Annotated in this window: 19 protein-coding genes and 1 pseudogene; 6 read left to right on the forward strand and 14 right to left on the reverse strand. The window is 36.7% G+C overall.

The annotated features are described in order from the left end of the window. Nucleotides 1-13: 13 nt before the first annotated feature. The gene (locus BQ5321_RS20955; RefSeq protein WP_071396322.1) at nt 14-1390 is read left to right on the forward strand and encodes an MATE family efflux transporter; all 1377 of its coding nucleotides are present in this window, start codon (nt 14-16) and stop codon (nt 1388-1390) included. 135 nt (nt 1391-1525) lie between these two features. Here the strand turns inward: BQ5321_RS20955 and BQ5321_RS20960 are convergent, their stop codons facing one another. The 6 genes and pseudogenes from BQ5321_RS20960 to rlmD all read right to left on the reverse strand — a co-directional run bounded on the left by BQ5321_RS20960 (nt 1526) and on the right by rlmD (nt 8466). After that, nucleotides 1526-2758: a serine hydrolase domain-containing protein gene (locus BQ5321_RS20960; protein WP_071396323.1), complete on the reverse strand. Its 1233-nt coding sequence runs from the start codon at nt 2756-2758 to the stop codon at nt 1526-1528. A 583-nt stretch (nt 2759-3341) separates the two neighbouring features. Next, a complete protein-coding gene (locus BQ5321_RS20965; protein ID WP_071396324.1) occupies nt 3342-4061 on the reverse strand; it encodes a VOC family protein in 720 nt (239 codons plus the stop codon). A gap of 377 nt (nt 4062-4438) precedes the next feature. Further along, on the reverse strand, nt 4439-5143 hold the full coding sequence (locus BQ5321_RS20970) for an alpha/beta hydrolase (RefSeq protein WP_071396325.1): 705 nt from the start codon (nt 5141-5143) through the stop codon (nt 4439-4441). A gap of 68 nt (nt 5144-5211) precedes the next feature. Continuing rightward, nucleotides 5212-6012: pseudogene (locus BQ5321_RS20975) on the reverse strand (alpha/beta fold hydrolase). Nucleotides 6013-6067: 55 nt separating this feature from the next. Beyond that, complete coding sequence (locus BQ5321_RS20980; protein ID WP_071396326.1) at nt 6068-6670, reverse strand: TetR/AcrR family transcriptional regulator; 603 nt, start codon at nt 6668-6670, stop codon at nt 6068-6070. A 425-nt stretch (nt 6671-7095) separates the two neighbouring features. After that, nucleotides 7096-8466: a 23S rRNA (uracil(1939)-C(5))-methyltransferase RlmD gene (gene rlmD / locus BQ5321_RS20985; RefSeq protein ID WP_071396327.1), complete on the reverse strand. Its 1371-nt coding sequence runs from the start codon at nt 8464-8466 to the stop codon at nt 7096-7098. Between the two features lie 366 nt (nt 8467-8832). On the opposite strand from rlmD, the gene BQ5321_RS20990 reads away from it, so the two are divergent. Continuing rightward, nucleotides 8833-9399 (forward strand): hypothetical protein, encoded by a 567-nt coding sequence (locus tag BQ5321_RS20990; protein WP_071396328.1) that lies wholly within the window; start codon nt 8833-8835, stop codon nt 9397-9399. 138 nt (nt 9400-9537) lie between these two features. Here the strand turns inward: BQ5321_RS20990 and BQ5321_RS20995 are convergent, their stop codons facing one another. The 4 genes from BQ5321_RS20995 to BQ5321_RS21010 form a co-directional block, all read right to left on the reverse strand. Next, nucleotides 9538-11361, reverse strand: a complete 1824-nt coding sequence (locus BQ5321_RS20995; RefSeq protein WP_071396329.1) for a flavocytochrome c — start codon at nt 11359-11361, stop codon at nt 9538-9540. A gap of 325 nt (nt 11362-11686) precedes the next feature. After that, on the reverse strand, nt 11687-12613 hold the full coding sequence (locus tag BQ5321_RS21000; RefSeq protein ID WP_071396330.1) for a diacylglycerol kinase: 927 nt from the start codon (nt 12611-12613) through the stop codon (nt 11687-11689). A gap of 176 nt (nt 12614-12789) precedes the next feature. After that, nucleotides 12790-14139: a hemolysin family protein gene (locus tag BQ5321_RS21005; protein WP_071396331.1), complete on the reverse strand. Its 1350-nt coding sequence runs from the start codon at nt 14137-14139 to the stop codon at nt 12790-12792. 177 nt (nt 14140-14316) lie between these two features. After that, nucleotides 14317-14559, reverse strand: coding sequence for a YvbH-like oligomerization domain-containing protein (locus BQ5321_RS21010; protein ID WP_071396332.1), 243 nt, complete (start codon nt 14557-14559; stop codon nt 14317-14319). Between the two features lie 561 nt (nt 14560-15120). Between BQ5321_RS21010 and BQ5321_RS21015 the strand changes: the two genes are divergently transcribed. The 4 genes from BQ5321_RS21015 to BQ5321_RS21030 are packed head-to-tail and all read left to right on the forward strand — an operon-like array spanning nt 15121 to nt 20829. Further along, a complete protein-coding gene (locus BQ5321_RS21015; RefSeq protein WP_019381814.1) occupies nt 15121-16332 on the forward strand; it encodes a tyrosine-type recombinase/integrase in 1212 nt (403 codons plus the stop codon). Next, a complete protein-coding gene (locus BQ5321_RS23855; RefSeq protein ID WP_019381813.1) occupies nt 16319-18574 on the forward strand; it encodes a site-specific integrase in 2256 nt (751 codons plus the stop codon). The genes BQ5321_RS21015 and BQ5321_RS23855 overlap by 14 nt, the downstream gene beginning before the upstream one ends. Continuing rightward, nucleotides 18555-20348, forward strand: a complete 1794-nt coding sequence (locus BQ5321_RS21025; protein WP_071396333.1) for a site-specific integrase — start codon at nt 18555-18557, stop codon at nt 20346-20348. The genes BQ5321_RS23855 and BQ5321_RS21025 overlap by 20 nt, the downstream gene beginning before the upstream one ends. A 1-nt stretch (nt 20349) precedes the next feature. Beyond that, nucleotides 20350-20829: a DUF6262 family protein gene (locus BQ5321_RS21030; protein WP_019381811.1), complete on the forward strand. Its 480-nt coding sequence runs from the start codon at nt 20350-20352 to the stop codon at nt 20827-20829. Nucleotides 20830-21051: 222 nt separating this feature from the next. Here the strand turns inward: BQ5321_RS21030 and BQ5321_RS21035 are convergent, their stop codons facing one another. The 4 genes from BQ5321_RS21035 to BQ5321_RS21050 all read right to left on the reverse strand — a co-directional run bounded on the left by BQ5321_RS21035 (nt 21052) and on the right by BQ5321_RS21050 (nt 24029). Continuing rightward, entirely contained in the window at nt 21052-21939 is an 888-nt protein-coding gene (locus tag BQ5321_RS21035) for a hypothetical protein (RefSeq protein WP_019381810.1), read from the reverse strand. Between the two features lie 478 nt (nt 21940-22417). Beyond that, entirely contained in the window at nt 22418-22876 is a 459-nt protein-coding gene (locus BQ5321_RS21040; protein WP_019381809.1) for a putative iron-sulfur cluster-binding metallochaperone, read from the reverse strand. A 43-nt stretch (nt 22877-22919) separates the two neighbouring features. Next, complete coding sequence (merR, locus tag BQ5321_RS21045; protein ID WP_019381808.1) at nt 22920-23315, reverse strand: Hg(II)-responsive transcriptional regulator; 396 nt, start codon at nt 23313-23315, stop codon at nt 22920-22922. Nucleotides 23316-23408: 93 nt separating this feature from the next. After that, complete coding sequence (locus tag BQ5321_RS21050; protein ID WP_019381807.1) at nt 23409-24029, reverse strand: class I SAM-dependent methyltransferase; 621 nt, start codon at nt 24027-24029, stop codon at nt 23409-23411. Between the last annotated feature and the right edge of the window lie 94 nt (nt 24030-24123).

Here is a 24123-nt window from a genome sequence, read left to right on the forward strand (position 1 = left end):
TGGATGTGTTTAAATGAATCAATTAAATTATGAAAATCATACTTTACAAATAACTAAATCCATGTTTGCTTTTCTCATTCCTGTAATTTTGGCAAATGTATTGCAATCATTAGGTCAAGTATTTGGAATTGTCATCGTTGGGCAAAAACTTGGAGTGGATTCACTGGCAGCCATTTCGGCCTTTTTTCCATTATTCTTTTTCCTTATCTCTTTTTCGATTGGAATTGGTTCTGGAAGTTCAATCCTTGTTGGGCAATCTTATGGGGCAGGGAATATCAAAAAAATGAAGGAAGTAGTCGGAGTCACGCTTGCTTTTACAATGATTATTTCTGTCGCTATCGCCCTAATTGGAAGTTTCTTTTCAGAAAGTATTCTTAGGTTGATGGGAACACCTGAGAATATCCTATTTGAAAGTGCAGCTTATGCTCGTATATTATTTGTTACATTACCTATTACCTTCTTAAACATGGTATATACAACCTTTATGAGAGGGGTGGGAGATTCTAAAACACCATTTTATTTTTTAGTCATTAGTGTTCTATTAAATATCGCTTTGCTTCCGATTCTAATTTTCGGTTGGTTTGGAATACCTGAATTGGGACTAAACGGTGCAGCTTATGCTGCAGTATTATCTAGCTTCATAACATTTGTGCTTCTTTTAGCATACTTGCATAAAAAAAATCATGTACTCAAATTAGACCTCAGTATATTCAAACATTTTCACTTAAAAGGTTCGGTATTGAAAGCCTTACTGAAATTAGCCATTCCTTCAAGTATTAGTATGGTTGCCATTTCCCTGTCAGAGATTGCCGTTATTACTTTTGTCAATGATTATGGTTCAAATGCAACCGCAGCATACGGAATCGTTAATCAAATTGCTAGTTATGTTCAAATACCTGCAATGAGCATTTCAATCGCCATTTCAGTTTTTGTTGCTCAAGCTGTTGGATCGGGGAATATTATTAATATTAAACAAATAGCAAAAATAGGGATTACACTGAATTATCTACTTGGAGGTTTTCTAATACTTCTAGTTTACTTGCTACCAAACCCTATTTTAAGAATCTTTTTAGATAACACGGGTACAATTGATATCGCGAAAAGTCTCATTTTCATCTCATTTTGGAGTTATGTTATTTTGGGTCACACTCAATCCATCTCAGCAACTATGCGAGCAACAGGAACTGTTTTATGGCCAACTTTTTTTACAATCGCAAGTATTTGGATTATCGAAGTACCGGTAGCTTACCTTTTGACACATTTCACTAAACTAGGGATAAATGGTGTGTGGCTAGCCTATCCAATTGCCTTCTTAGTAAATTTCTTAGCTCAAAATATTTATCACCATTTCGTCTGGAAAAAGAAATCCCTAAAAGCACTATTAGATTAATCTGATGAAGCTGTTTGTTTCTCTTTAACAAATAGCTTTATTTACTCCGCTGAGAGATTTAAGTAGACGGTATATGTGCTTTTTTGTTGTGATTCTTGAGGAGGTCAAACACGATCGTAATCCCATCAAACTTTATCAAAAGCATGCATAGAGCGCCTTCCGTAGTGCGATCTCTCTCGGATCACCGATAATGTAATTTTGGAAATAATTAGGAACATAACTCACACCTATCCCAAGCACAGGATCCGCGAACCCATTGGATCCACCCCCGCCAAAGGAGCCAAAGGCTGAGTCGTCCGTACCAAAGCGCACGCCGCCATTAGGTTTGACAAAACCTAGTGAGAACATACTTTCCAAGCCGGTCAGACGATCAAAACGTGATTTGGCTGGCGGACAGGGTGGCTGCTTCAGAAGTTCAAGTGTTTCCGGCGCTATAAAGCCTTCACCACCGGCAGTTGCCATGCAATCGTAAATTTGGGCGACAGCCCTCGCCGTACCAACACCATTGCCCGCGGGCATCTCGACCTGTAGGAACGCTGGATCCATCATATCACTGAAGGAGCGGACTTTGTGCGACCACGCTACACGACCTGCATATGTAAACGGGATGAGATAACTGAATAGCATTTTCCATTCATTACCAGTTATATGTCGGAAATACCGCATCGTATCGTAAAAGCCTGGCTGCGAAATCTGAGCGATGTCGCGCACGGGATCAACATTGTCTGGCAGGCCGATGTAAAACCCACCGCCCAACGGACCAATCATCTCTTCTTCCAGGAAGCGGCCGATTGAACGTCTCCCAGGATCAACGCGGCGCAACAGTTCGTTTGAGTACAGTCCGAACGTGAACGTATGATACCCCTGGTAGTCGCCGGGCTTCCAAAAAGGCTTTTGGCGGGCGAGTCGCACCGCGAGCGTTTCTAAATCCGCAAGATCTGATGTCCTGATACCGCCGTCAAGCGTTATCAAACCAGCCTGATGCGCAAGAAGCTGCCGGACTGTGACGCCACTCTTGCCGTTCTGTGCAAATTCCGGCCAATACGTGGAGACTTTCTCATCGTAGTCAAGCCAACCTCTCGAATTAGCAATCGCCAATGCACATGCCATAATGCCCTTCGTTGTCGAGGATACTAGCGCCGGCGTGTTCTCCTTCCACGGTAGTCGGCGCGACTTGTCGCGAAAGCCCCCCCACAGGTCCACTAGTTTCTCACCACGTCGATAGACCGCGAACGAAGCACCGACTTCTTTACGAAGACGGAAGTTCTCCTCGAATACTTCACGCACACGTTCGAACCCTGGTGCGATGTATCCATTAATCGCAGGTGTTTCCGATTGCAATATTACATTGGCATAAGTTCTACTCATACTGGTCCCTCCTTGAATTTTTTTCAATTCCTCCTGTTTGATTGGCTTCTTCTGCGATTTTTTCTAATGACAATTTTGAATAACCATGCTTAGCAATTGCGGTATATAATCCTAAAAAGATTTTGCCTACTCCCTTAATAAGTAATTATTTATTTACTAACATATATATAAAAATTCGAAAGTCAAACATTTCATATCAAATTCGCCCGTCGAATTTGCGTCAGGATTTTTATCGAGCTCGCTCGATATCTTTGTCCTTCATGGATCTTTTGTATTTTTTGTATCTTGCAATGGCAAGGGGTAAATGTACTACCCCAAGAACAAAACAAGATAAAATGGGTATCCATTGTAGTATGTATTGTCAGATGATTTGGTTTGCCACTCCCTATTGGTCCTGTTTTAGGTTGATGGCTTTCCCACAAACAAACATAAGACCAACAACAGATAAATTTGCCGATTCGATAAGCTCATCACCGAAGCAGTATTGAGGCAACAACACTAATTCACAAATAAACTTTTATTGCATTATCGGAGGCGACGACCGCATCTGCGATTCTGTACTCACCGCAGGGGCCTTTCCTTGCTATTCACTTAGTTTGATGCCAGCCCAGTTTCGAAGGTGGCGAGATATCCCCAATTCTTCTTCAAATCTTCGGAGCTCTGAGTCCAGCAGATTAATTCCGGAGACCATATCCTCCAACTTGAGAGCAAGATCCAATTCACCCATGGCAACAGCTATCTCTGCACGAGCTGCCAGCAATCTGGCACGCCCTATGCCGGTTTCGTCCTTCGTTTTTTCCAAGGCCCGGTCGAGTGTTTGGGCTGCTGCACGGTCATTGGCGTAAATATCGCGCAGGAACCATGCTTGGTTAAGTATTTCTTCCGTACGATCTTGGGCTTCAAGATAAAGGGGCGGCTCGTAGTGTTTGTCCATGTAAACGAGCATGTTGCCGAACGGGTCAAATACACGAAACTGACTTCCATCCCGCGAGCGGCGCGTAAGACGGGGGAAACCGCTAAGCGGTACAGTCCCAAGGTTGTTCATGAGATTTTCCGCAAAACGATCATGGAGTTTTCCCAATTCCGCCACTTTAACGATAAGGGCACCGAACGCTTTTTTGCCCCCGAATTGGGCATAGTTCGATGTCATAATCCAAAGCTCCCCATCCCGAAATTCCGCGAATCGGTATGGAAACGTTTCGTCCCTGATAATTTCAAAGCCAAGCGCCCTATAAAAAGCGACGCTTTCATCAATGTTATCGCTGGGTAGCATAGGTTCTATGCTTATTGAGGATTGTTCCATCCCCCGTATTCCTCCTTTTCGGTCATATTCAATTAAAAATGACTGCACCATTACGAGATTTGCAGCACAAACCGCAATTGAACAAAAAACACTGATCTGGTACAATGCTGGTCAATTGAATAGTCATCCTCGACTTCAATCGTTTGGTTATCCAAATTAATTTTTAATTTGCTTTGCTTAATATTCATCTTCGTCAAGATGGAACGAAGTTCATTAACCGTTTTTTATCCATCTTTTTGGGCAAGGACATGGTTTAAACACTCATTTCGTGTTACCAACATCGGATAAAGGTTTTACTTATCTGGTCCTTTCATTAGATATCCGCTCCTTTGGCGCCCCCATTTGATTTAGTGAATCTTTAGACAGCTCCCTTATAGCTATTGCGGGCATAGCAATCCAATAAGGTTAATCAATGAATCGGTAACGGCTTCTGGGTCTACTAGCATATGAAAGTGCCCAGCATCAAATTCATCATATTCCCAACCATATTTCCGAGCTTTTTCAGCGGGTACTGTATATGCTTGACTAAATTTGATGTATCCACAAGGAATCTCAGGCCAATTAGGATAGTAAGGCATAGTTTCCTCAAAATAGGGAAGACCCATTGGTCGTATATCTGCGAGCACTCCTTGACGAACTCCTTCTGGAACGATTTCAGACAAGTCCTTATCGGTCCATTCCGGGTAAAGTCCCCCTGCTTTTAAGTAACTACTCAGTGAGGATAGTAACACAGGCGAGTTTGCTTCAATCTCTTCAAGCTGACTCCTCCCACCGTGCGGCAGACTGGCATCTACAAAAACATAAGCTGCGACAGGATGAGGACTGGACGCACCAATCGCAGGCAGTAACGGACCAGCTCCACTATGTCCAACTAGTACAATTGGTTGATAGTTTGGAATGGACTCTAACCTCCGTGCAACTGCTTGAGCGTGTTGTGCCCAGATTGGAGTGCTCATATCTATGATGCTAGGCAGGGTTGGCACAATAGTTCTGATTTCTCGCCCTCGTAGTTCGCGTGAGACCGGAGCCCAGGTGCTGGGTCCGACTATAGGGCTGTGTACAAGTACAATATTTAATTCCATTAAATATTACCTCCAATTATCGTGTTTAATAAAACGCATTGCCATAGTCAGATGATGCCTTAAAAGAATCAAGAATAATCTTTCGATAAAAAGCTTTTTATAACCTTGGAAAATTCATCTGGTCTCTCTTTTTGAGGCCAATGTTTGCATCCTTCCATCAAATAAATTTCAGATCCTTGTATACCATCATGTGCTTGTTTCGCATATTTAACTGGGACACTTGAATCATCTGTACCATGTACTATTAATGTAGAATTTTTTATTTCAGAAAATCTGCCCGCTAAATTCGTACGAAGACCTGTCTTTGTAATTTCACTTCTCTGAAATGAAATAAATGCTTTACCCGCATCGGGAGCCTTTAGAACCTCCTGTACTTCATCCACAAGTTCTTCTGATAACTGGTTCGGATCTCCAAACAAGCTATTTAACAATGTCCATTTCACAAACGTCCTGCTTTTACTAGATAATTTATAAGATAGTTCATTGAAGAAGGTTTTGGTATACCAATAGGATAGACGGTGGTATGGCAGTTTGTTAAAAATTCCCCACGCGTCTACTAATATTAATTTTTCTACTCGTGTTGGATATTCCAACGCAAACTTGAGAGATATTCCTCCGCCAAGCGACAAACCAATCAAACTAGCTCAATCAAAATTCAGGGTATGCATGAATTGTTTCAAAAATCCCATATAAAATGAAAGGGAATATTCTATATCAGGTTTGTCACTCTTTCCATACCCAGGTAAGTCCGGGGCAAATACACGATTTGTTTCAGATAAAGGCTCTATTATTTCACCCCAAGAAATACGGGCGGAATCTACGCCTGCCCCATGTAAAAGAATAACAGGCGGGCCTGTATCACCAGCTATATAACATTAAACGTTGAAATTATTTATATTTAAGCGTATCGTATTTATTTTTGAATTACCTTGCATCTTCTTCGGCTCCTTCATCTCTATAATTTATCCCAATAATCTGATCAATACAGAGTTCAGTAAGTTTCTTTAACGATTGATCTTGTTTGTGAAGCCAGAGCATCACTATTCCTAGAACGGAGGCTTGCAATAAATAGGATGTATCTTTCACATTCATTTTCGCAATCTCCCCTTTGGCCATACTAGCTTGAAGTATCCTTTGTACCTCGTTATCAATTAGTAAATTTCTTTCCTGCGAAATAGCATGCAATTCTTGATCCTGTACACCTTCTAAATAAATAGCTAGCATACTTATTAAGGAAGTAGCATCGCCATTTTCAGCAGACCAATATGTCAAAAAATTTCGTAACGTATTTATATTGGGCTCTTTTAACTGATTCTTTTCAACAACTACTCTTGTTTTTTCTAGTGCATACCGAAAAAAACTAAGTATTAAGCCTTTTTTTGAACCAAACCGCTTTGACAAAATTGCTGTTGAGACATTGGCTTCTTTTGCGATTTTTTCTAATGACAATTTTGAATAACCATGCTTAGCAATTGCGGTATATAATCCTAAAAAGATTTGTTCATCACTGTATTTAATTGGGCGCATTTTGCCTCCTCCTTTAGTAAGTAATTACTCATTTACTAACATATATATATATATATTCGAAAGTCAAACATTCCATATCAAATTCGCCCGTCGAATTTGCGTCCGGATTACCTGAGCTCGCTCGATAAGCTACCTTTAAAAAATCGCAAGACTCGCCGGAGGCTTAACTTCACTAATAATAATTTAAATCATATACTTATTCTGAATCCTATATTGTCAGGTGTAAAGAATGTTACATCCATTCTATCTCCTAAACCCTACTAAATTATCTATTCTGTCAACTCAACCCTACCTAATTTAAGACCCTAATTTAACCCAAAAAGCACCCTCGATATGTTCCCATGAACTCATATCAAGGGCTTAGGTTGATTGGACAGATTTACTTTAATTTTATGAAACCCAGTAATTTGAAGGCTTACCGGACTTTATTTTTTAGACATCAAGACAACACACTCGACATGTGTCGTCTGCGGGAACATATCCACCGGCTGAACCTCTAAGGTCTTATAACCACCATCCTCCAGAATCCTCAAATCACGTGCAAGGGTTGCTGGATTACAGGAAACATACACAACTTTTTTCGGCTTCATTTCAATAATGGTTTGCAACAGTGCTTCATCACAGCCTTTGCGCGGTGGGTCGACGACAAGAACATCTGCAACATTTCCTTCTTCATACCATTTCGGTATCACAACTTCTGCTTCTCCAGCTGCAAATTCTGCATTCGAGATACCATTTAGCGTAGCATTCCGCTTTGCGTCTTCAATGGCCTCGGGAACGACCTCCACACCAAAGACTTTTTTAGCCTTTTGAGCTAAAAACAACGAAATGGTACCGATTCCGCAATACGCATCAATGACCGTTTCTTCTCCACTTAACTCCGCATATTCGAGAGCTTTATTATAAAGCACCTTTGTCTGGTCAGGATTCACTTGGTAAAAAGATAAGGCGGAGATGGCAAACTTCACATCACCTATATAGTCATAGATGACCTCCGATCCCCAAAGCACCCTTGTCTTCTCACCCAGAATGACATTCGTACGCTTGGAATTCACATTGTGAACAATTGATTTCACTTTTGGCAGACGGGCAACAATTTCCTCCACCAGCTTATTTTTCTGCGGAATATCCACTGTTTTCGTTACTAAGACAACCATTAGCTCCCCGGTTTGCTTACCGTAGCGTGCCATAATATGACGCAGCACCCCCCGATGTGTCTCTTCATGATATGCAGGAACTTTAAGTTCATTACATATTTCCTTCACCGCCTGCACGGCCTCATTTATTTCCGGCAGCTGAATCAGACTTTTATTTGTGTCAACGATTTCATGACTTCTTGGCTTGAAAAAGCCAGCAATTAGCTTTCCATCCTTTTCACCAACAGGAACCTGTGCTTTGTTTCGGTAATGCCAAGGATGATCCATACCTAGAATTGGATGAACCTTCACACCCTCTAACTTCCCGATACGAGTTAGAACCTGCCGTACCTGATTTTCCTTATACTTCAATTGGCCTTCATAGCTGATATGTTCAAGCTGACAGCCGCCATATTTATGCAGCTCACTTTTCGGAATCTCTACTCGATCCGGACTTTGTTCATAAGTTTCTATGAGCCGTCCAAAGCCGTAACCTTTATTGACTTTAATCACTTTAATCTTCGCCTTTTCACCAGGCAGTCCATTCGGGACAAATATCGGATAGCCTTCTACTTTAGCAACGCCTGCCCCGTCATGGGTTAAATCCTCAAACATGACATCTATGTACTCGTTCTTTTGAACAGGTAATGTTCTACTCATTAGATTCTTCCTTTACATATATACTTAAACCGCCTCGACTAGCAAAATTGTATCACAAATCGGGATGTATAAGGAAATTTCATCGTAAAAGGTGCCTGACACCGAAAGTTTACTGTTTACATACAATTTGCAAACATATGTGATGTTCGTCACAAAGAAATGTTGAGAATCTATTCTTTACAGAGCTGTGAACATGAAACCCCTTACTTGTAGTAAGAGAAATTACCTATTAGACACCAAATTAGATTGCTCACTTTTGAACAATTGATGACATCAACCTATGACCAATTGATATAATCTATATAAATTATATAATTTGTTTGTAAGTATTCATAAATACTTTTTAAAACAAAAGGAGAGGTCATCATGAAGAAATTTATAACATTAGCACTAGCTTTAGGTCTTGTAGGAGTTTTCACTGCCTGTTCAAACGACGAGGCTGCAGAAAAAGAAACAGAAACTGCAGTTGCTGCTGAATCAACTGGAGAACTTACACTTGGACGCGTAAATAATTCTCCACACGGAGACAAATCTTTCGCAACTACTGTTGTTGTAATGGATGGCGATAAAATTGCATTAGCATCTATTGATGAATTCCAATTTTTAGCTGACGATGCTAAAGGAGTACCAAACTCTGATGGTCCTTTCGGTGAAAGCTACCCAGAAGGTAAAGTATTAGGTTCTAAAATGGACAACGCTGAATACTACAGCAAAATGATGGCTGAAAAAGGCGGCTCTACTGTTTCAATTGATGCAAATGTTGAAGCTATCCAAAATTATGTTGTTGGAAAAACGATTGCAGAATTAGAAGCAGAGCTTAAAGCAAACGAAGCAACTCCTGAAAAAATGGTTGACGTTGTAAGTGGAGCTACACTAGCTGATACTTATGGATATGTAAAAGCATTTGTTGAAGCAGCTAAAGCTGCAAAATAATATTATTGAGCACAAGGTAATTCTGATAACTATACTATAACAAAAGGACTAGGAGAATATCTCACTAGTCCTTTTGTTATACAAACTTAATCCCTAAAAAGGCAGCCTTGTACAAAAATAGCTGCCTTTTTACTTTTATTATTTACCTATTGCTGCATTTTGACCGGCAATTCTACCAAATGTGTTTACATCTGCCAATGCATTACCGCCAAGTCGGTTTGTTCCGTGGATACCGCCCGTTACTTCGCCAGCAGCATATAATCCCTTAATGACTTGACCCTCTTTGTTTAATACCTGTGCATCTGTGTTGATTTGAAGACCGCCCATTGTGTGGTGGACTGTCGGCACCCTTGCACCGGCATAGAATGGGGCTGTATCAAGCTTTTGATCAAATAAGGTTCTGCCAAATTCATCTGTACCAGCATCAACAGCATTATTAAATCCTTCAACAGCCTTTACAAAGCTGGCTGAATCAACACCTATTTGCTTCGCAAGGTCCTCTAAAGTATCAGCTTTATAGGCTCTACCAGCGGCTACTAAATCATCGATTGATTCATTAAAGTTATTTTTCGTATCACCTGTAGGATAAGAATGCTTATCAACAATGACCCACATCGTCTGGTCTGATTGCTCCATTAGGGCCTTTGTCATGACATCCCGTCTAGCACCCTCATCTACAAACCGATTACCATCCTTGTTTACAAATATTCTATTCTCTACACCTTGTTCAATATTTCCACTTAAGCTTCCTGTCTCCGGGTCTCCCATTGGCAATAACTGAATGTATTCCATGCCAACAAGGTTTGCCTCCACTTGTTCTCCCATAGCAATACCATCACCAGTAGCTCCTGGATGGTTGGTTGTTTTCAGATTAGTTAAATCTGGCCACAAGCTGTTATATTCATTTCTCATATCAACATTTGCACCAAAACCACCAGCTGCCATGACAACACTTTTGGCATTAACAACAACATTGCCATTTTTCCCTTCAGCTTTGACGCCAACTACGACATCATTTTCAACAATTAATTCTTTAGCTTCTGTGTTAACTAATACCTGGATTTCATCATTTGATTTCTCAATGTAGCTCATATAGGTTTCAATATAGCCTGTTCCTAATGGTTTTACAGGCTTATGAGCTCTTGGCCATAAGCCGCCTAGAACGGTAAATACCTCATCCGTGAATTCCATGCCTAAGCCTTCGAGCCATTGAAGTGTCGGATATGCATTTTCGACCAGTGTTCTAACAAGCTCAGGGTCACCTTTCATATCTCCGCCTTCATACGTTTGAGTATAATGCTTATCAACAGAGTCTTCTATTCCCTGTTTGCTTTGACGTACAGGGTCTACAGCATTATAAGCAGCTCCGGATATAATGGTATTTCCGCCTGGCTGCGGCATTTTTTCTAACACTATGACCTTCGCGCCATTTTCATGGGCGGACACAGCTGCAGCTAGACCTGCGCCACCGGCTCCAATAACAACCACATCTGTTGTATACTCCTTATCTTCCCTAGCTGTCTCATTGGTCGCCTTGTTCTTGCTCAATTCATTAATATCTCCACCAGCGGCCTTTAAGGCCTCTGTAATAGCCTCTATCAAACCATTTGAGGAATTGGTAGCACCTGACACTGTATCAACAGCTAATGTCTGTCCCTCAATCACTGTATTAGGAATTTCGTCAAAAGCAGCATCAGATAGTCCCTTTGTTTCATTATGTTCTAAAACATTAATTGCTAGAATAGAATCATCGTCTACTTCAACCTCTACCTTGATGTCACCGTTATTTCCCTTTCCAACCCCCGTATAGGTTCCAGCTTTAAAAGTCGATTCAGTCTTCGTTGAGGTTCCGGAAGATTCTGAATCATCCTTATCCTTCTGACCACAGCCTATTAAAGAAACTAGTAAAAACATAATTAACATAACACTAAATAGGGCTCTAAGCTTTCTTTTTCTCATCATGATTAGCTAACTCCTTTCAGATAGTAACATCTTAAATGGTAGTTATTACAGGTTCTATGTAGAATTAACATTCATCACCTAATTCCTCCTTGTCGGACCTTAATAATTAACTATAAATTCGATTTATTGTTACACCCTAATATTACCATGTTGTTATATTAGAAAAATTTTATCTTTTTACAATTGGGTGAATATAGTTAGTAATTTTATTGAACTGATGTGCTTAAAATTACAGGTTTAGTTATGAAAAAATAACTCAAAGATACAAAAAAACCCGCTCTATTAGAACGAGTTTTTCTTCTTACTACTGCTTATTAACGTTATATCACTTTACTAAATCAGGTGGACGATCCTCATCTCTAATTTGATCAAGCGGTACAAATACCTCTAAATGTCGATAGAGATTAACGAATTCAGCCGGCAACATGCCACCATATTCACCGTCTAAATTTAATTGCACGGTTTCTTCAGATAGGACCTTGATTCGATTTGCTTGCGTATAAATCACTTTAGGGTCATTGATATGCTCACCGCGAAGGGCAAGAGTGGCGATCCGGATAAAATCTGCGAGATTGGTCTTTTTCAAAATAAGCAGAGAGAACAAGCCATCATTAATTGATGAATTAGGTGCCAGCTTTTCAAAGCCGCCAACAGAGTTCGTTAAGCCAACAAGAAAAAGCATGACCTCTCCCTCAAATAACTTCCCATCATATTCAATGCTGACATGTGTAGCCTTTAGGGATGGCAGCATTTCCATGCCTTTTAGATAATATGCCAATTGTCCAAGCATCGTCTTTAGCTTACTTGGAACATCATAGGTAAGCTCCGTTAAACGGCCGCCACCGCCAATATTTATAAAGTATTTGTCGTCCATCCGGCCAATATCTACAGGGATTGTCTCACCCTTAGCAATAATTTCAGCCGCTCCCACAATATCACGAGGAATTTGTAATGCCCTCGCAAAGTCATTGGTCGTACCCACTGGAATAATACCTAGCTTTGGACGGTACTCCTGCTCCGCCAGACCGTTTACAACTTCATTAATGGTTCCATCTCCTCCAGCAGCCACTACAAGATCATAGCGACGTTCAACAGCAATCCGCGCTGCATTTACAGCATCCCCTGGACCGGTTGTTGCATGGGTTGATGTCTCATATCCAGCCTTTTCGAGCGTTTCTAATACATCAGGCAAATGTTTACGAAATGCCTCACGCCCTGAGGTTGGATTATAAATAATTCTTGCTCTTTTCATACCCCATCATCCTAATATCATACTTAATACAAGTTTTCCAATTATCATCATAACGAAAAGACACAAACTTATCAATATTTACCAACTATACCTACTTGATTTGAGCCTTTATCTACTGAATCCCTTACCTTTATTCACAAAAGAGAGCTCCGAAATTGGAAGCTCCCTTTACTCTTTTACTGTTTCGTTATTACGGTCATATCTCTTGCATCAGACAGTAACAGATCCTCGTCTATAGTAATGATTACCTGTTCGATACGATTCTCCGTTACATCCGTCACTTCAAATCGTAAATTTTGATAGTTAATCACTGGCCGTTCATCAATGGATGGAATATATCCAATTTGACTAATGAGAAATCCATTTAGTGTATCAAAGCTATCCGTTGGTAACTCAGTCTGGAGCAATTTGGCAAGTTTAGTTAGATTTGTAACGCCTTCAACAGAATACTTATTGTCAGCTAGCTGTTGGATCTCATTCTCCTCTGCTCCATCCATTTCACTGGAGATTTCCCCGACAATTTCTTCAATTACATCTTCAATCGAAACTAACCCTTCTGTACCACCATATTCATCAAGCACAATGGCAATATGAACATTATTTTTCTTCATGTCTGCAAATAGAGTATCAATCCTCTGTGTTTCCAAAACAAAATAGGGTTTTCTGATTAACTTTCTTAAGTCAAATTTTTGCTCATTTCCCTGGTTCATAAATTGAAATAGATATTTCACATGAAAAATACCAATAATCTTATCAAAATCTCCTTCATAAACAGGAAATCTTGTATATCTCTCCAAATTGACTAATTCAACGGTTTCTTGCAGGCTTGCATCCACCGGGAGGGCAACCATATCTGTGCGATGCGTAACAATGTCGGATACCATTTTATCGTTAAATTCAAAGATGTTATTAATCATTAATTTTTCAACTTCTTGGATGGTTCCTCGTTCACTTCCAACATCCACCATCATTCTAATTTCTTCTTCCGTTGCTTCGTTGTTTTTGGCATTAGGATCAACACCAAACAAGCGAATGACATTATTGGTAGTAAAGGTTAAGAGTTTTACTATTGGAAGACACAGCTTGAAAAGAAAGGATAATGGTCTAACTACAAAATTCGCAATCGGCTCTGCCTTCTGTAAAGCCAGCTGCTTTGGCACAAGTTCCCCAAATACTAACGTTATAAAGGAAAGAAGGATAGTAATTACTATAACTGAAGCTGTTTCAAGTACGCTTAACTCCACTGGTAGTCCTGCATCATATAATAGATTGGCTAATGGGCCTGCGAAAAAGTCTGCCGCAAAAGCACTTGCTAAAAAACCAGCCAGTGTAATTCCAATTTGAATAGTGCTCAAAAATCTACTTGGTTCAGAGATGAGATTTAGCAGCATCTTTGCCTTTTTATCACCATCTTCAGCCATCCGTTTAATTTTATTATCATTTAACCCAACCAAGGCCATTTCTGATGCAGCAAAAAAGGCATTCATTAAAATCAATATGATAAGTGTGATAATTGCGACCGTCAATAAATAGACCCCCATCTCTAAAACCATACTGTAATCAGCTACTTTGTAATGAATTATACAAACAAATGGGTTCTTAATCAACGAACTTCATTTCTATAAAATGGAGTTCGTTTTTTTTTAACACAGAAAAGAGACCTGTAATCAGATCCCTTTTTTGTCATGAATTATATTTTCCTATTAATTATTGATAAATTTCTCAAACACATACCCAAAATCTTTTATTTTATATTTTTTCCTGCTTTCCATTAGCCAAGTGAAGGCTACATCATTTATTTGCTTAAAATTATCGACAAGATGTTCACCCTCAACAGCTGTTCGCCCTAAAGTATTGGAGGCCAGATTTAAGCTTTGCTCCGCATACTGCATAGACAGTTCATTTTCACGGCAGGTTTCGGCGATAGAAATCAATGCTTTATACAAATCCTTCAGCTCTTCAATGAACTTCTTATGTACATCGATCGAGAAGGATACCGAACCAATGGTGAATTTAATTTCTACATCGAGGTCTTTAGTAAACTATCTGTCTACCATTAATATAATCGTAGACAGCTTCTATTTATATCCTATTTTATTGTGGATTAATAGTATACAAATAATTTTATATGTACACTTTACAAAATATTCATAACATTATATGATATCTGTAAAGTTNGAGGTCTTTAGTAAACTATCTGTCTACCATTAATATAATCGTAGACAGCTTCTATTTATATCCTATTTTATTGTGGATTAATAGTATACAAATAATTTTATATGTACACTTTACAAAATATTCATAACATTATATGATATCTGTAAAGTTTAGAGGCAAAAATAGTATTTCGAGGGCATATTTGTATTTTTATTGGAGGGCAAATTCCCGCAGCGGGTAGCGGAAGCTCTAAATAAAAGTAATAGTAAATATAAGGATTAAAATAAAAAATAAAGAGAAACATTACTAGATAGAATTACTATTAAAGAAAGGGGGAGAATTCAATTAGAATGACTAGTAATAAAAAAAGAGAAACATATGGTTTAGTGGTTGAAAAGGGTCTAAAACATATTCCTAATACTGGTGAAACAAGAATACAATATTACATTACTGAAGATGATCTACCCCTTTATGAAATTAATAGATGGTTAGAAATTGTGAGTTTAGGTAGCTATAAAACCGGTGAAAGCTATGCTAACAAATTAGTTATATTTCTTAGGTATTTAAAAGTTAAATATCAAATGCATTATAGAGATGTTCAATCAAAGGCCATTATAGAAGAGTATATTAAATATCTTTTATATGGCGATGAGGTAATGGTAAAAATGGAGGGAAAACGATCACTAAGTTCGATTGAACAATATATTAGCGTTTTAAAGGGGTTTTACGAATGGTTAGAAGATCAAAAGGAAATAGAACAAAACCCTATAAAATATGGAGTAAAAAGGAATAAGAAAACTGGTAATAGACATCTAAAAAAGAGGTTTCTATACGGACAAATATATAATTTCGAAATAAATGAAAACAACATTACAGGTAAACTCAGATATAAAGAAAGACGTAGCCATTTAAAATGGTATAGCGAATCCCAAACTGAAAGAATAATTGATTCCCTTCCATCCAGACGGGATAAAATAATTTTTAAAATCTTACTAGAAACTGGAATGAGGATTGGAGAATGTCTTGGACTCCACTTAAAACATCATGATTTTCATGAAGGAATTTTGAGTTTAGAAAAAAATTATGATAACCAAAATGAAGCTACTGTTAAGTCAAAAGAACGTGAATTATACATTAGCGATTCGTTAAACGATGAAATTCTTGATTATATCCGGTCAGATAGACATGAGGTGGACAATAAATTATCCGAGTTCCTATTCCTAAACCATAAAGGTCCAACAACAGGAAATCCTGTAGAACGAAGAAACTATTTAAAAATTTTAAAAGAGGCTGCAGAAAGAGCAGGTTTTGATCCAAAAAAGATTATAACACATGCCGGAAGAAGTACTCATGCACAATACCTTTTAGATTTACTTGAAGAAGGTAAAATAACAGAAGGTTTTATCAAAGAACAGATGGGTTGGAATTCCATTGATACTCTTAAAAACTATGTAAAAGTGTTCGATTCAAGAAAAAGAGCTGAGATTGCAAAGGATATTGTCGAAAGGAAAGCTAAAAAGCGTACAAAATCTAGAAAGGAAAATTCAATTGTACACGATTAGTATTTTAGACAAACACATTACTAACGGCCTGATATGTTTCAAAATAAACGAATATGAATTTCAGATAAGAAGAACAGTTAATTTTATAGAAAATGAGCTTTTAAAAATACTGACAAAGCTAAAAAAACGTCTCGCTGATAAAGATACTGCAGGTATCGCCAAGATATTAGACGATAATAAAAACATTAATACAACATTATTTCGTTTTATGGAATTTTTGTGTCCTACTGAATTTGAAAACTATTGTTCATACCTCTGCCATTATTTTTTCGACGATTTAAAGGAACCAAAAATTAGTTATAGAACTATTTTTAGATTTATGAAAACTAATGATGTAAAAGAAGCCTTAAATGGCATATTGACAATGAGAACCGATTTTATCAACGAGATAAAAACACCAAAAAGAGTAATTCAGAGACACTTAGATGAAAGATTTAACAAATTTATTGTTGCCTGTAAAAATGATGATATTGAATCAATCCGAAAACTCTCCCCTCCGCTTGGTGATAAGTCTTTAATTAAAAGGATTTATTCAACTAATGAATACATTAAAGTCTTTGAATCATTTGTCCGAAGAATTGGAGATAGATTAATAAAAGAAGATCAACCATTATCAAAGATTGAAGTCGCAAGGTATATTTTTAAAAATACCACCAAAAAGAGTGAGGTTGGGGATGCACTTACTCAAATTGGAAGATTAAATATTTTTAACGAGGTTGCCTCCCATGTTTATAGTACATTGAGTAGTAAGCCATCATCATATAGGTATGAAGACGATATATGGATTATTAGAGAAAAAAATTTGCAAGGCTTCGGAAATCATACATTAGATTTTTCACCCCTTTCAGATATTGATAAAAAGCATTTAAAAGCCCATATTCATGAATTAATAAAAAAAACTGCTATCAAAGAAAGGGCATTATATACGCGTGTGTATGCCGTAACAACCATTTATAACAGGTTTACTGAACTCCCTTATAAAGACGTTTATTCTATTTTCGATATAAATTACTATCACCTTCTTCACCTATTAGACTATTTACAACAAATCAAAAAGGTTGATGGTCAAGATTACTACAATTTAACAAGTATTTATAATCTATTCCAACAGACTAGATTATTTTTTGACTGGTATATTGAAAATATAGATTCAGAGCAGAACAATTCATTCAGAGAAATTGAAATGCATAATATAAAGTCGTTTAGTGAAAGCACAGATTATATGCCAGAGGAAGTAATTGGAAAACTAGAAGAAGTAATACATGAATTACCGGAAATGTACCAGAATGCTTGGACCATTATGATGAATACTGGATTACGCTTTTCAGACATTCAAGAACTCAGTTCTGAATGCATTACCTACGATGAAGAGAGTCAGTCCTATTTATTTACATATTTAAATGTAAAAATGGAAAACCAAAGAGTTCAAAGCGGGGAGTCAAAATATCATACAATACCTGTTTCCCATGTCGTTGTCGAAGCTGTAGAAAAACAAAAAGAATTAACTGCTGATTTAAGAATCGTAGCGGATACCGATAGAATATTTATCACCCTTAATAAACATTCAAAGGTTGTAGAATTTGTCGGAAGACCCCTAGCGAGAGCTATCAATAGGTTGATTAAAAAACATAATATACGAGACGGAAACAACGAACTCTTCCATTATACTAATCACCAGTGTAGAAAGACTATCATCGTGGACTTATTATCGAAGGGACATTCTTTAAGAAAAGTTGCTGATTACATTAATCACTCGGAGGAAACATCAGCACGTTATTACAGGGATCTTGAATTAAAAAAGATAGCTGAATTAGACAGTAAGCTTTTCCAGCAATTATTTGAAGAAACGATTGATAAGGAAATCAAGAATCAATACACCGAAGAGGAAAAAAAGGCCCTATTTAGAGAAATAAAACTCGGTGCTAGAGAAACACCAGAAGGACACGGAACCTGTGTAAAGCATGTATCTTTTGGTCCCTGTCATAAGAAAAAATGCGTTGGCTGTAAAATGCTTATATCTGGCCCACAAAAGTTACCCAAATGGTATGACTTATATAGAGAGCAACAAGATTTTCTTAAAGAGTTAGAAGTGGAATATAAAAATTCTGGAATTGACAATTATCAAGAACACCGTGTATATCAACAAGAATTACATTTGCTTAAAGTCTATTCTGAAACAATTAAGAAAATGGAGAGTTTTGCTAAAGAGAGAGGAATTTCTATTGAACAATATAAAAAATAAGCTAAGTGAGACGCCTGTAATTAATACCGGTTTAGAAACATTTAAACAACAGCTAAAGTTGAAAGTACACCAATATGGAGACTTTCAATTTGAAGATGATTCATGGTATTACAGTAAAAAACATAGAACTACTGCCGAGAAAGCTGCTTACACAATAAACTTTAGTACAATTCCACAAGAATTTAAAGTTTTGATAAAATACTTCGCTCTCATGCTAGATTATGGTGTACCAGTAATCAAAGGAAAAATTAGTCGTATAAATCTCTTTTTAGAATTTTTTCGAAATGAATTTCCTTCCATGCCTCTTTCAAAAATCAATCGGAAAATTATCGACTACTACGAAAAGTATTTAAGAGAAAAAGATGACCTTTCAGACAATATAAGGAATAGACGCTATGGGGTACTACAAGATTTCTTTTCAAAGATGAGTGCATTTCCAGAATTTCCAAATAAAGTATCAATCAAAAGTAAAAATCCCTTCCAAGTAGAATCAAAGACAGACCCTAACAAATATATTCCTACTGAAGTGGTTAAACAATTTGATGAAATAATGAAGAATGAAAATCATGAAATTCCAGATGCCTTTAGACTTGCTTATTGGTTGCAACGCTCTTTTCCAAATAGAATCACAGAGGTCACTTCTATACCATTTAATTGCCTTAAACCGCTTTACAATATGTATGTAATTAATATTCCAACTCCCAAACAGAGTGGCGGATACATTACAGCAGAAATTAAAACTATACCAGTGTTAAATTCAGGTCACGGTAAATTTATAGTTGAATTAATAAAAAAGGTTCAAAAACAAACAAAAGAGTTATTAAAAAAATATTCAGTTGATGACAAAGATAAAAATTTCCTCTTACTATCATTGAGGTTTAATTTGACTAGTAACAATGGAAAGATCGTTTCTTATTCATCCGGTGAAACATATCATAAGTTACTAGAATTTCGAAAAAAATACCCTAACGATACCAATAAACAATTATCTGCAAAACTAAATTTGGCGGGGTACTCTATTCCCAAATATACAGTTAGAGATAGATTAAGAATGGGAATAAGCGAAGAATATATTACATTAGAGCCTTATACAAGTCCAAGATTTAACAACACATTAAATAGAATAGCAGAATTGTGTAATGTTACAGATAGTAACGGCAAAATTTACAAAATTTCAAGTCATCAATTTAGGCATAATGCAACAACTGACAGACTTTATATTGGCGGGTACACAATGGATCAGGTAATGGCAATCAGGAATGATAAAGGTACAACGATGCCAATGCATTATGTCCACCAACAAAAAGAAATGCATAAACAGATGTGGATGGAGTCAACAGGATTAAAAAGCCCCACAGAAGCTCCCGTTGAGTTTAAAGGGCGAATATTCAACCTAGATGACCCAAAAGTGATAGAACGCCTCTCCAAAGATCTAAGAATGTACCTTACATGGGAAGCCAACAGTAAAAAAGGGGTTGGTTTGTGTAGTATGATTTCAAGTTGCAAACCAGATGGAACTTCAATTCATTTTGAGTGCTATGAATGTAATTGGTTTGTTCCTAAAGCTCAATATTACGAGGATTATAAAATTGAACTATCATATTGGCAGGATATTATGAATAATACTGCCGGTCAACCAAAACGTGCAGCTACTTTTGAGAACGCAACAAGAAATGTGAATTGCTTAGAGAGAATTATTCAAATATGTGAAAATGGTATTGAAAGGCATACAGAAGAAATTAGACAAAAGGTAAATACCGGAGTGATACAGTAAAATGATAAAAATTAATAAAGGTATTGAAAAGCATCAAAATGAACAAAGGCAAAAAACAATCGAAACAATTAATCAAGCCATACAAGATATAAAAGATATGGAAGGTGAAAATTGCTTTATTACTGCAAGGAAACTTCAAGAATATACTAACCTATCTCGTTCTGCACTTTATAAAGAACATGCCCTGAAAATATGGAATAAAAAGTTATGGGAAGAAAGATATGTAGAAAAATCAAGAATTGAAAAGAAATTAGAAGTTAAATTTTCACAGGAATACGAAGTACTTCAAAAACAAATTGAAGGTTTAAACAATCAACTTATTAAATATCAAAAAAGAATTAGCAAATTAGAAGCTGATTTGGACCTTGAAAAGAAGCGAAGAGAAGTAAAAGAAGTAGAGCTTGATGAATCTAAAGAAAAAAATATGAAACTCTTAGCTGAATGCCAAAGATTAGAGAATATAATTCATGTGCGTAGCTAAGTAAGGAAGCTTTATTTCGGAATTGGTAAAAGTATTTGAGAGATTTTGACATTCCTTACCTTCAACATTTGGATATTTTGGTGGCTAACACTTCATAAATACCCATAAAAAAATCACTTTCCTCTATTAAAATAATATGATGTAAAGCGTAAAGTTTCCAATCGAAAATTTTATGCTTTACATCATATTATCTCATGTTTTGTTGAATAAAACTTGTATGGATTATTTTGACTTGTAATTCTTTGTTCTTTCTTCAGTTAATTGACGTTGCAGTTCTTCAATTTTTTTCTCGTATGATTGACGTTGTTTATCCATGTTCTCGTAAAATTCTTTGAGCTTGTTGCTATACTCATTATTAGCGTTCGCAAGAGCCTTCTGGTGGTCTCTTTCAAGAGCTAACAGAACTTTCTCCTGCTCGACATCCTTACGCTCTTCAAAACGCTCTAAGGCCGTTTTATGAGCCTCTATGAGCCTGTCCGTTTGCTGTTCAAGCTCTTTGATAATAGATGCCTTTTCATCGTTCTGATGGCCTAAATCAGCAACCTGCGATTGATGCGAGCTTCGCTCATTTGCCAATATTTCTTTAAGCTGTTCATTTTCTTTGGCATAACCTTCATATTTGGCAACCAACCCTGTGAGTGTGTCGTTTTTTATTTTGTATTCACTGATTAATAGCTTGTTTGTCTCCAAGATTTCACGGAGTTCCTCTAATTGCTTTTCGAGATCAACCTGTACTTTTTGTGATTCTTCAAGTTTTACGCTTGCTTGTTCTTTTTGCTCGGTCATTTCGTGGAGTTTTGACTGAAAGCTTGCAGTGATTTCACGTTGTTGTTCCAACAATTTCTCTAAGTCTCCAACAGCTTTATCCCTTAAATAGATACTTTTTTGAACCATGTTTGACATCAATTCAAAAATTCTCGTTGTATGTACTTCCATTTCACTTAAATCTGATGCGTAATCCGATGCTCCTTCTTTAACCGACTGCAATTCAGCTGTTGCAACAGCTTTCTGGAACCATTCTTTTGCCGTCATTCCTGAAGCCTTGATTAAATTTTGAGCCTTTTCTCTCAATTCATCTTCAACTTTGAACGAAATCGTTGTGTCAGCCACATTTACCATCTCCTAATAGTTTACCTTTTGCTCCTTGATATATAAGGGGTTTACCTAGTTTCTCCAAGTTTACCTATATTTTACCATTTTGCTCGATTTGAAACTATTACTTTATCAAAATTTAAAATACGAAAATTTGATAGTTGAACAATGTTGCGTAGATATGGAATATATCAAAGAGAGCATTAAAGAGACGGAATAAAATTCGGCTCTTTGTTATACTAGCGTATCTGTTAAATAAGGTAAAAGAGGCATGATTTGGCTATGAGAATGGACCACATATTTCGTGTTTTTGACTATCATTTGACACAGAATTTACCACCTATTGCCAAAGCGTTTACCAACAAAGTAATGCCAAGAAAAATAGATGTGTCATAGAATTTTGGGAAATAAAATAAGTCTAATTCCTCTCCATTTTTACCGAGGAATTAGACGAATGATACACAACAATCGCGCCCTTTAATTGAGTATATACAGGTTAGGTTAGTTCTTTGATATAGCTTGTAACATTTGCCAAGCAACAACTACCTTGAGGGTTATTCACATCACAACCACATCGGTTTTCCTTTATGTTCTCTCGAATATGTTCTACTGGATTAGGAGTAAGGCCTTTTTCTACGTATTCCTTTATTTTCTCTTTTGTCCAATCAAAACAATAACAAATTGGTGTAGTTACTGAGGCATCTTTTTGATGAACGACCACCTTTATGTCAGATAAAAGGTACTCTTTATTATTCGTATCAAAATAGACTACATCACAATCTTTGGTTGAACAAAAATAGTGATTTTCTTTAGCATTTAATGTTTCTAATGCAGATGGTTTAAGCATTGATTTTAATGTTATCAACTTTACATTTTTAGATCTATTTTTACAAGATGGACACTTTACAACATTTTCATTTTTAATTTCTTTAGTGTTATTACAACAATCTGACATCATTCTCCCACCTTATTATGATACATATTTTGTGCTATCTTTTCTAATTCATCAAAGTTTCAATAATAGGACATTCATGTAGAGATTTTTCATCAGGACAACAATCTTTTAAATTAATTAGCATGTGTTCGATTCTTTTTAAATCCTTAATTTTCTTTTGAACTTCATCAATTTTATGAACAACAAAATCATACATATCCTTACATCGTTCGTCGTCTTTATCAACAACTCCAAGTAGTTTATCGATCTCGGCTAAAGAAAAACCTAAATCTTGCATTCGTTTAATAAATTGTAGGCGATCCACAGACTCTTCTGGATACATCCTATATCCAGCTTTTGTCCGAGAAGGTTCCGAAAGGAGACCCAATCTTTCGTAATATCTTATAGTTTCTTTATTGACCCCACACCTTTCTGCAAGTTCACTAATGCGATAATTCATTTCATTCACCTCAGATAAATTATAAACCCTGTACCATAGTACAGGGTAAAGAGTAAAAGGTAATTTTGAAATTTTTAATTTGCTCAAACATAATCAACTAACTTTACTAATTATTATTTTTCTGTACATTCCATTCATCATTACATTTTTATCTTCGTTTATCATTAGATTTATACTATTTCTACGGTACAGATCTTCAAAATTCAATCCAATATCTGTTCCTAATACTTTTATTAGTGGTCTAAGAAGCTTTTTTGAAAAAGATAATTTATGTTCTTCAGATACGAATTTGTCAAAAATAATTATTTTGCCTCCTTTTCTTAAAACCCTCGTCATTTCTGTTAAACACTTATCTGCATCAGGCACTACAGAAAGAATTAGACTAGCAACTACATAATCAAATGTTTCATTATCAAACTCCATATTTTGAGCATCCATTTCTATGAATTTAATAGGTGAATTTTTAAATTTCGCACTTGCCTTTTTAAGCATATCAGGTGAAAAATCAATTGCCTTTATATCTAAATCAGATTGAGTTATTAACTCTAAATCAGCACCTGTTCCTACACCAACAAAAAGTACCTTTTGATTACTATGAAAGGGGATATCTAGAAATATTTGTCTGCGTGCATTTAAAAAAACACCCGAATTAAAAATCTTATCATAAATTGGAGACCAAATTTTATAAATCACTCGATTCCAAGAATTATTCATTATCTTCACTTCCGAATGACTGAATTTAAATATCCTTTAAGAGTATCCCTTTTTTAAAAACAAGAAGGGCGAAAAATCACATTGAAGCATCATA

This window comes from Bacillus tuaregi, from assembly GCF_900104575.1.
GTDB lineage: Bacteria > Bacillota > Bacilli > Bacillales > Cytobacillaceae > Bacillus_BD > Bacillus_BD tuaregi.

What these genes read in the sequence shown, in the direction of transcription:
- BQ5321_RS21000 (WP_071396330.1), bottom strand. Translation starts at nt 12,613, where the DNA reads ATGAAAAGAGCAAGAATTATTTATAATCCAACCTCAGGGCGTGAGGCA.
- BQ5321_RS20955 (WP_071396322.1), top strand. Translation starts at nt 14, where the DNA reads ATGAATCAATTAAATTATGAAAATCATACTTTACAAATAACTAAATCC.
- BQ5321_RS20980 (WP_071396326.1), bottom strand. Translation starts at nt 6,670, where the DNA reads ATGCGCCCAATTAAATACAGTGATGAACAAATCTTTTTAGGATTATAT.
- merR (WP_019381808.1), bottom strand. Translation starts at nt 23,315, where the DNA reads ATGAATTATCGCATTAGTGAACTTGCAGAAAGGTGTGGGGTCAATAAA.
- BQ5321_RS20990 (WP_071396328.1), top strand. Translation starts at nt 8,833, where the DNA reads ATGAAGAAATTTATAACATTAGCACTAGCTTTAGGTCTTGTAGGAGTT.
- BQ5321_RS20995 (WP_071396329.1), bottom strand. Translation starts at nt 11,361, where the DNA reads ATGATGAGAAAAAGAAAGCTTAGAGCCCTATTTAGTGTTATGTTAATT.
- BQ5321_RS20960 (WP_071396323.1), bottom strand. Translation starts at nt 2,758, where the DNA reads ATGAGTAGAACTTATGCCAATGTAATATTGCAATCGGAAACACCTGCG.
- BQ5321_RS20970 (WP_071396325.1), bottom strand. Translation starts at nt 5,143, where the DNA reads ATGGAATTAAATATTGTACTTGTACACAGCCCTATAGTCGGACCCAGC.
- BQ5321_RS21050 (WP_019381807.1), bottom strand. Translation starts at nt 24,029, where the DNA reads ATGAATAATTCTTGGAATCGAGTGATTTATAAAATTTGGTCTCCAATT.
- BQ5321_RS20965 (WP_071396324.1), bottom strand. Translation starts at nt 4,061, where the DNA reads ATGGAACAATCCTCAATAAGCATAGAACCTATGCTACCCAGCGATAAC.
- BQ5321_RS21040 (WP_019381809.1), bottom strand. Translation starts at nt 22,876, where the DNA reads ATGTCAGATTGTTGTAATAACACTAAAGAAATTAAAAATGAAAATGTT.
- rlmD (WP_071396327.1), bottom strand. Translation starts at nt 8,466, where the DNA reads ATGAGTAGAACATTACCTGTTCAAAAGAACGAGTACATAGATGTCATG.
- BQ5321_RS21015 (WP_019381814.1), top strand. Translation starts at nt 15,121, where the DNA reads ATGACTAGTAATAAAAAAAGAGAAACATATGGTTTAGTGGTTGAAAAG.
- BQ5321_RS21030 (WP_019381811.1), top strand. Translation starts at nt 20,350, where the DNA reads ATGATAAAAATTAATAAAGGTATTGAAAAGCATCAAAATGAACAAAGG.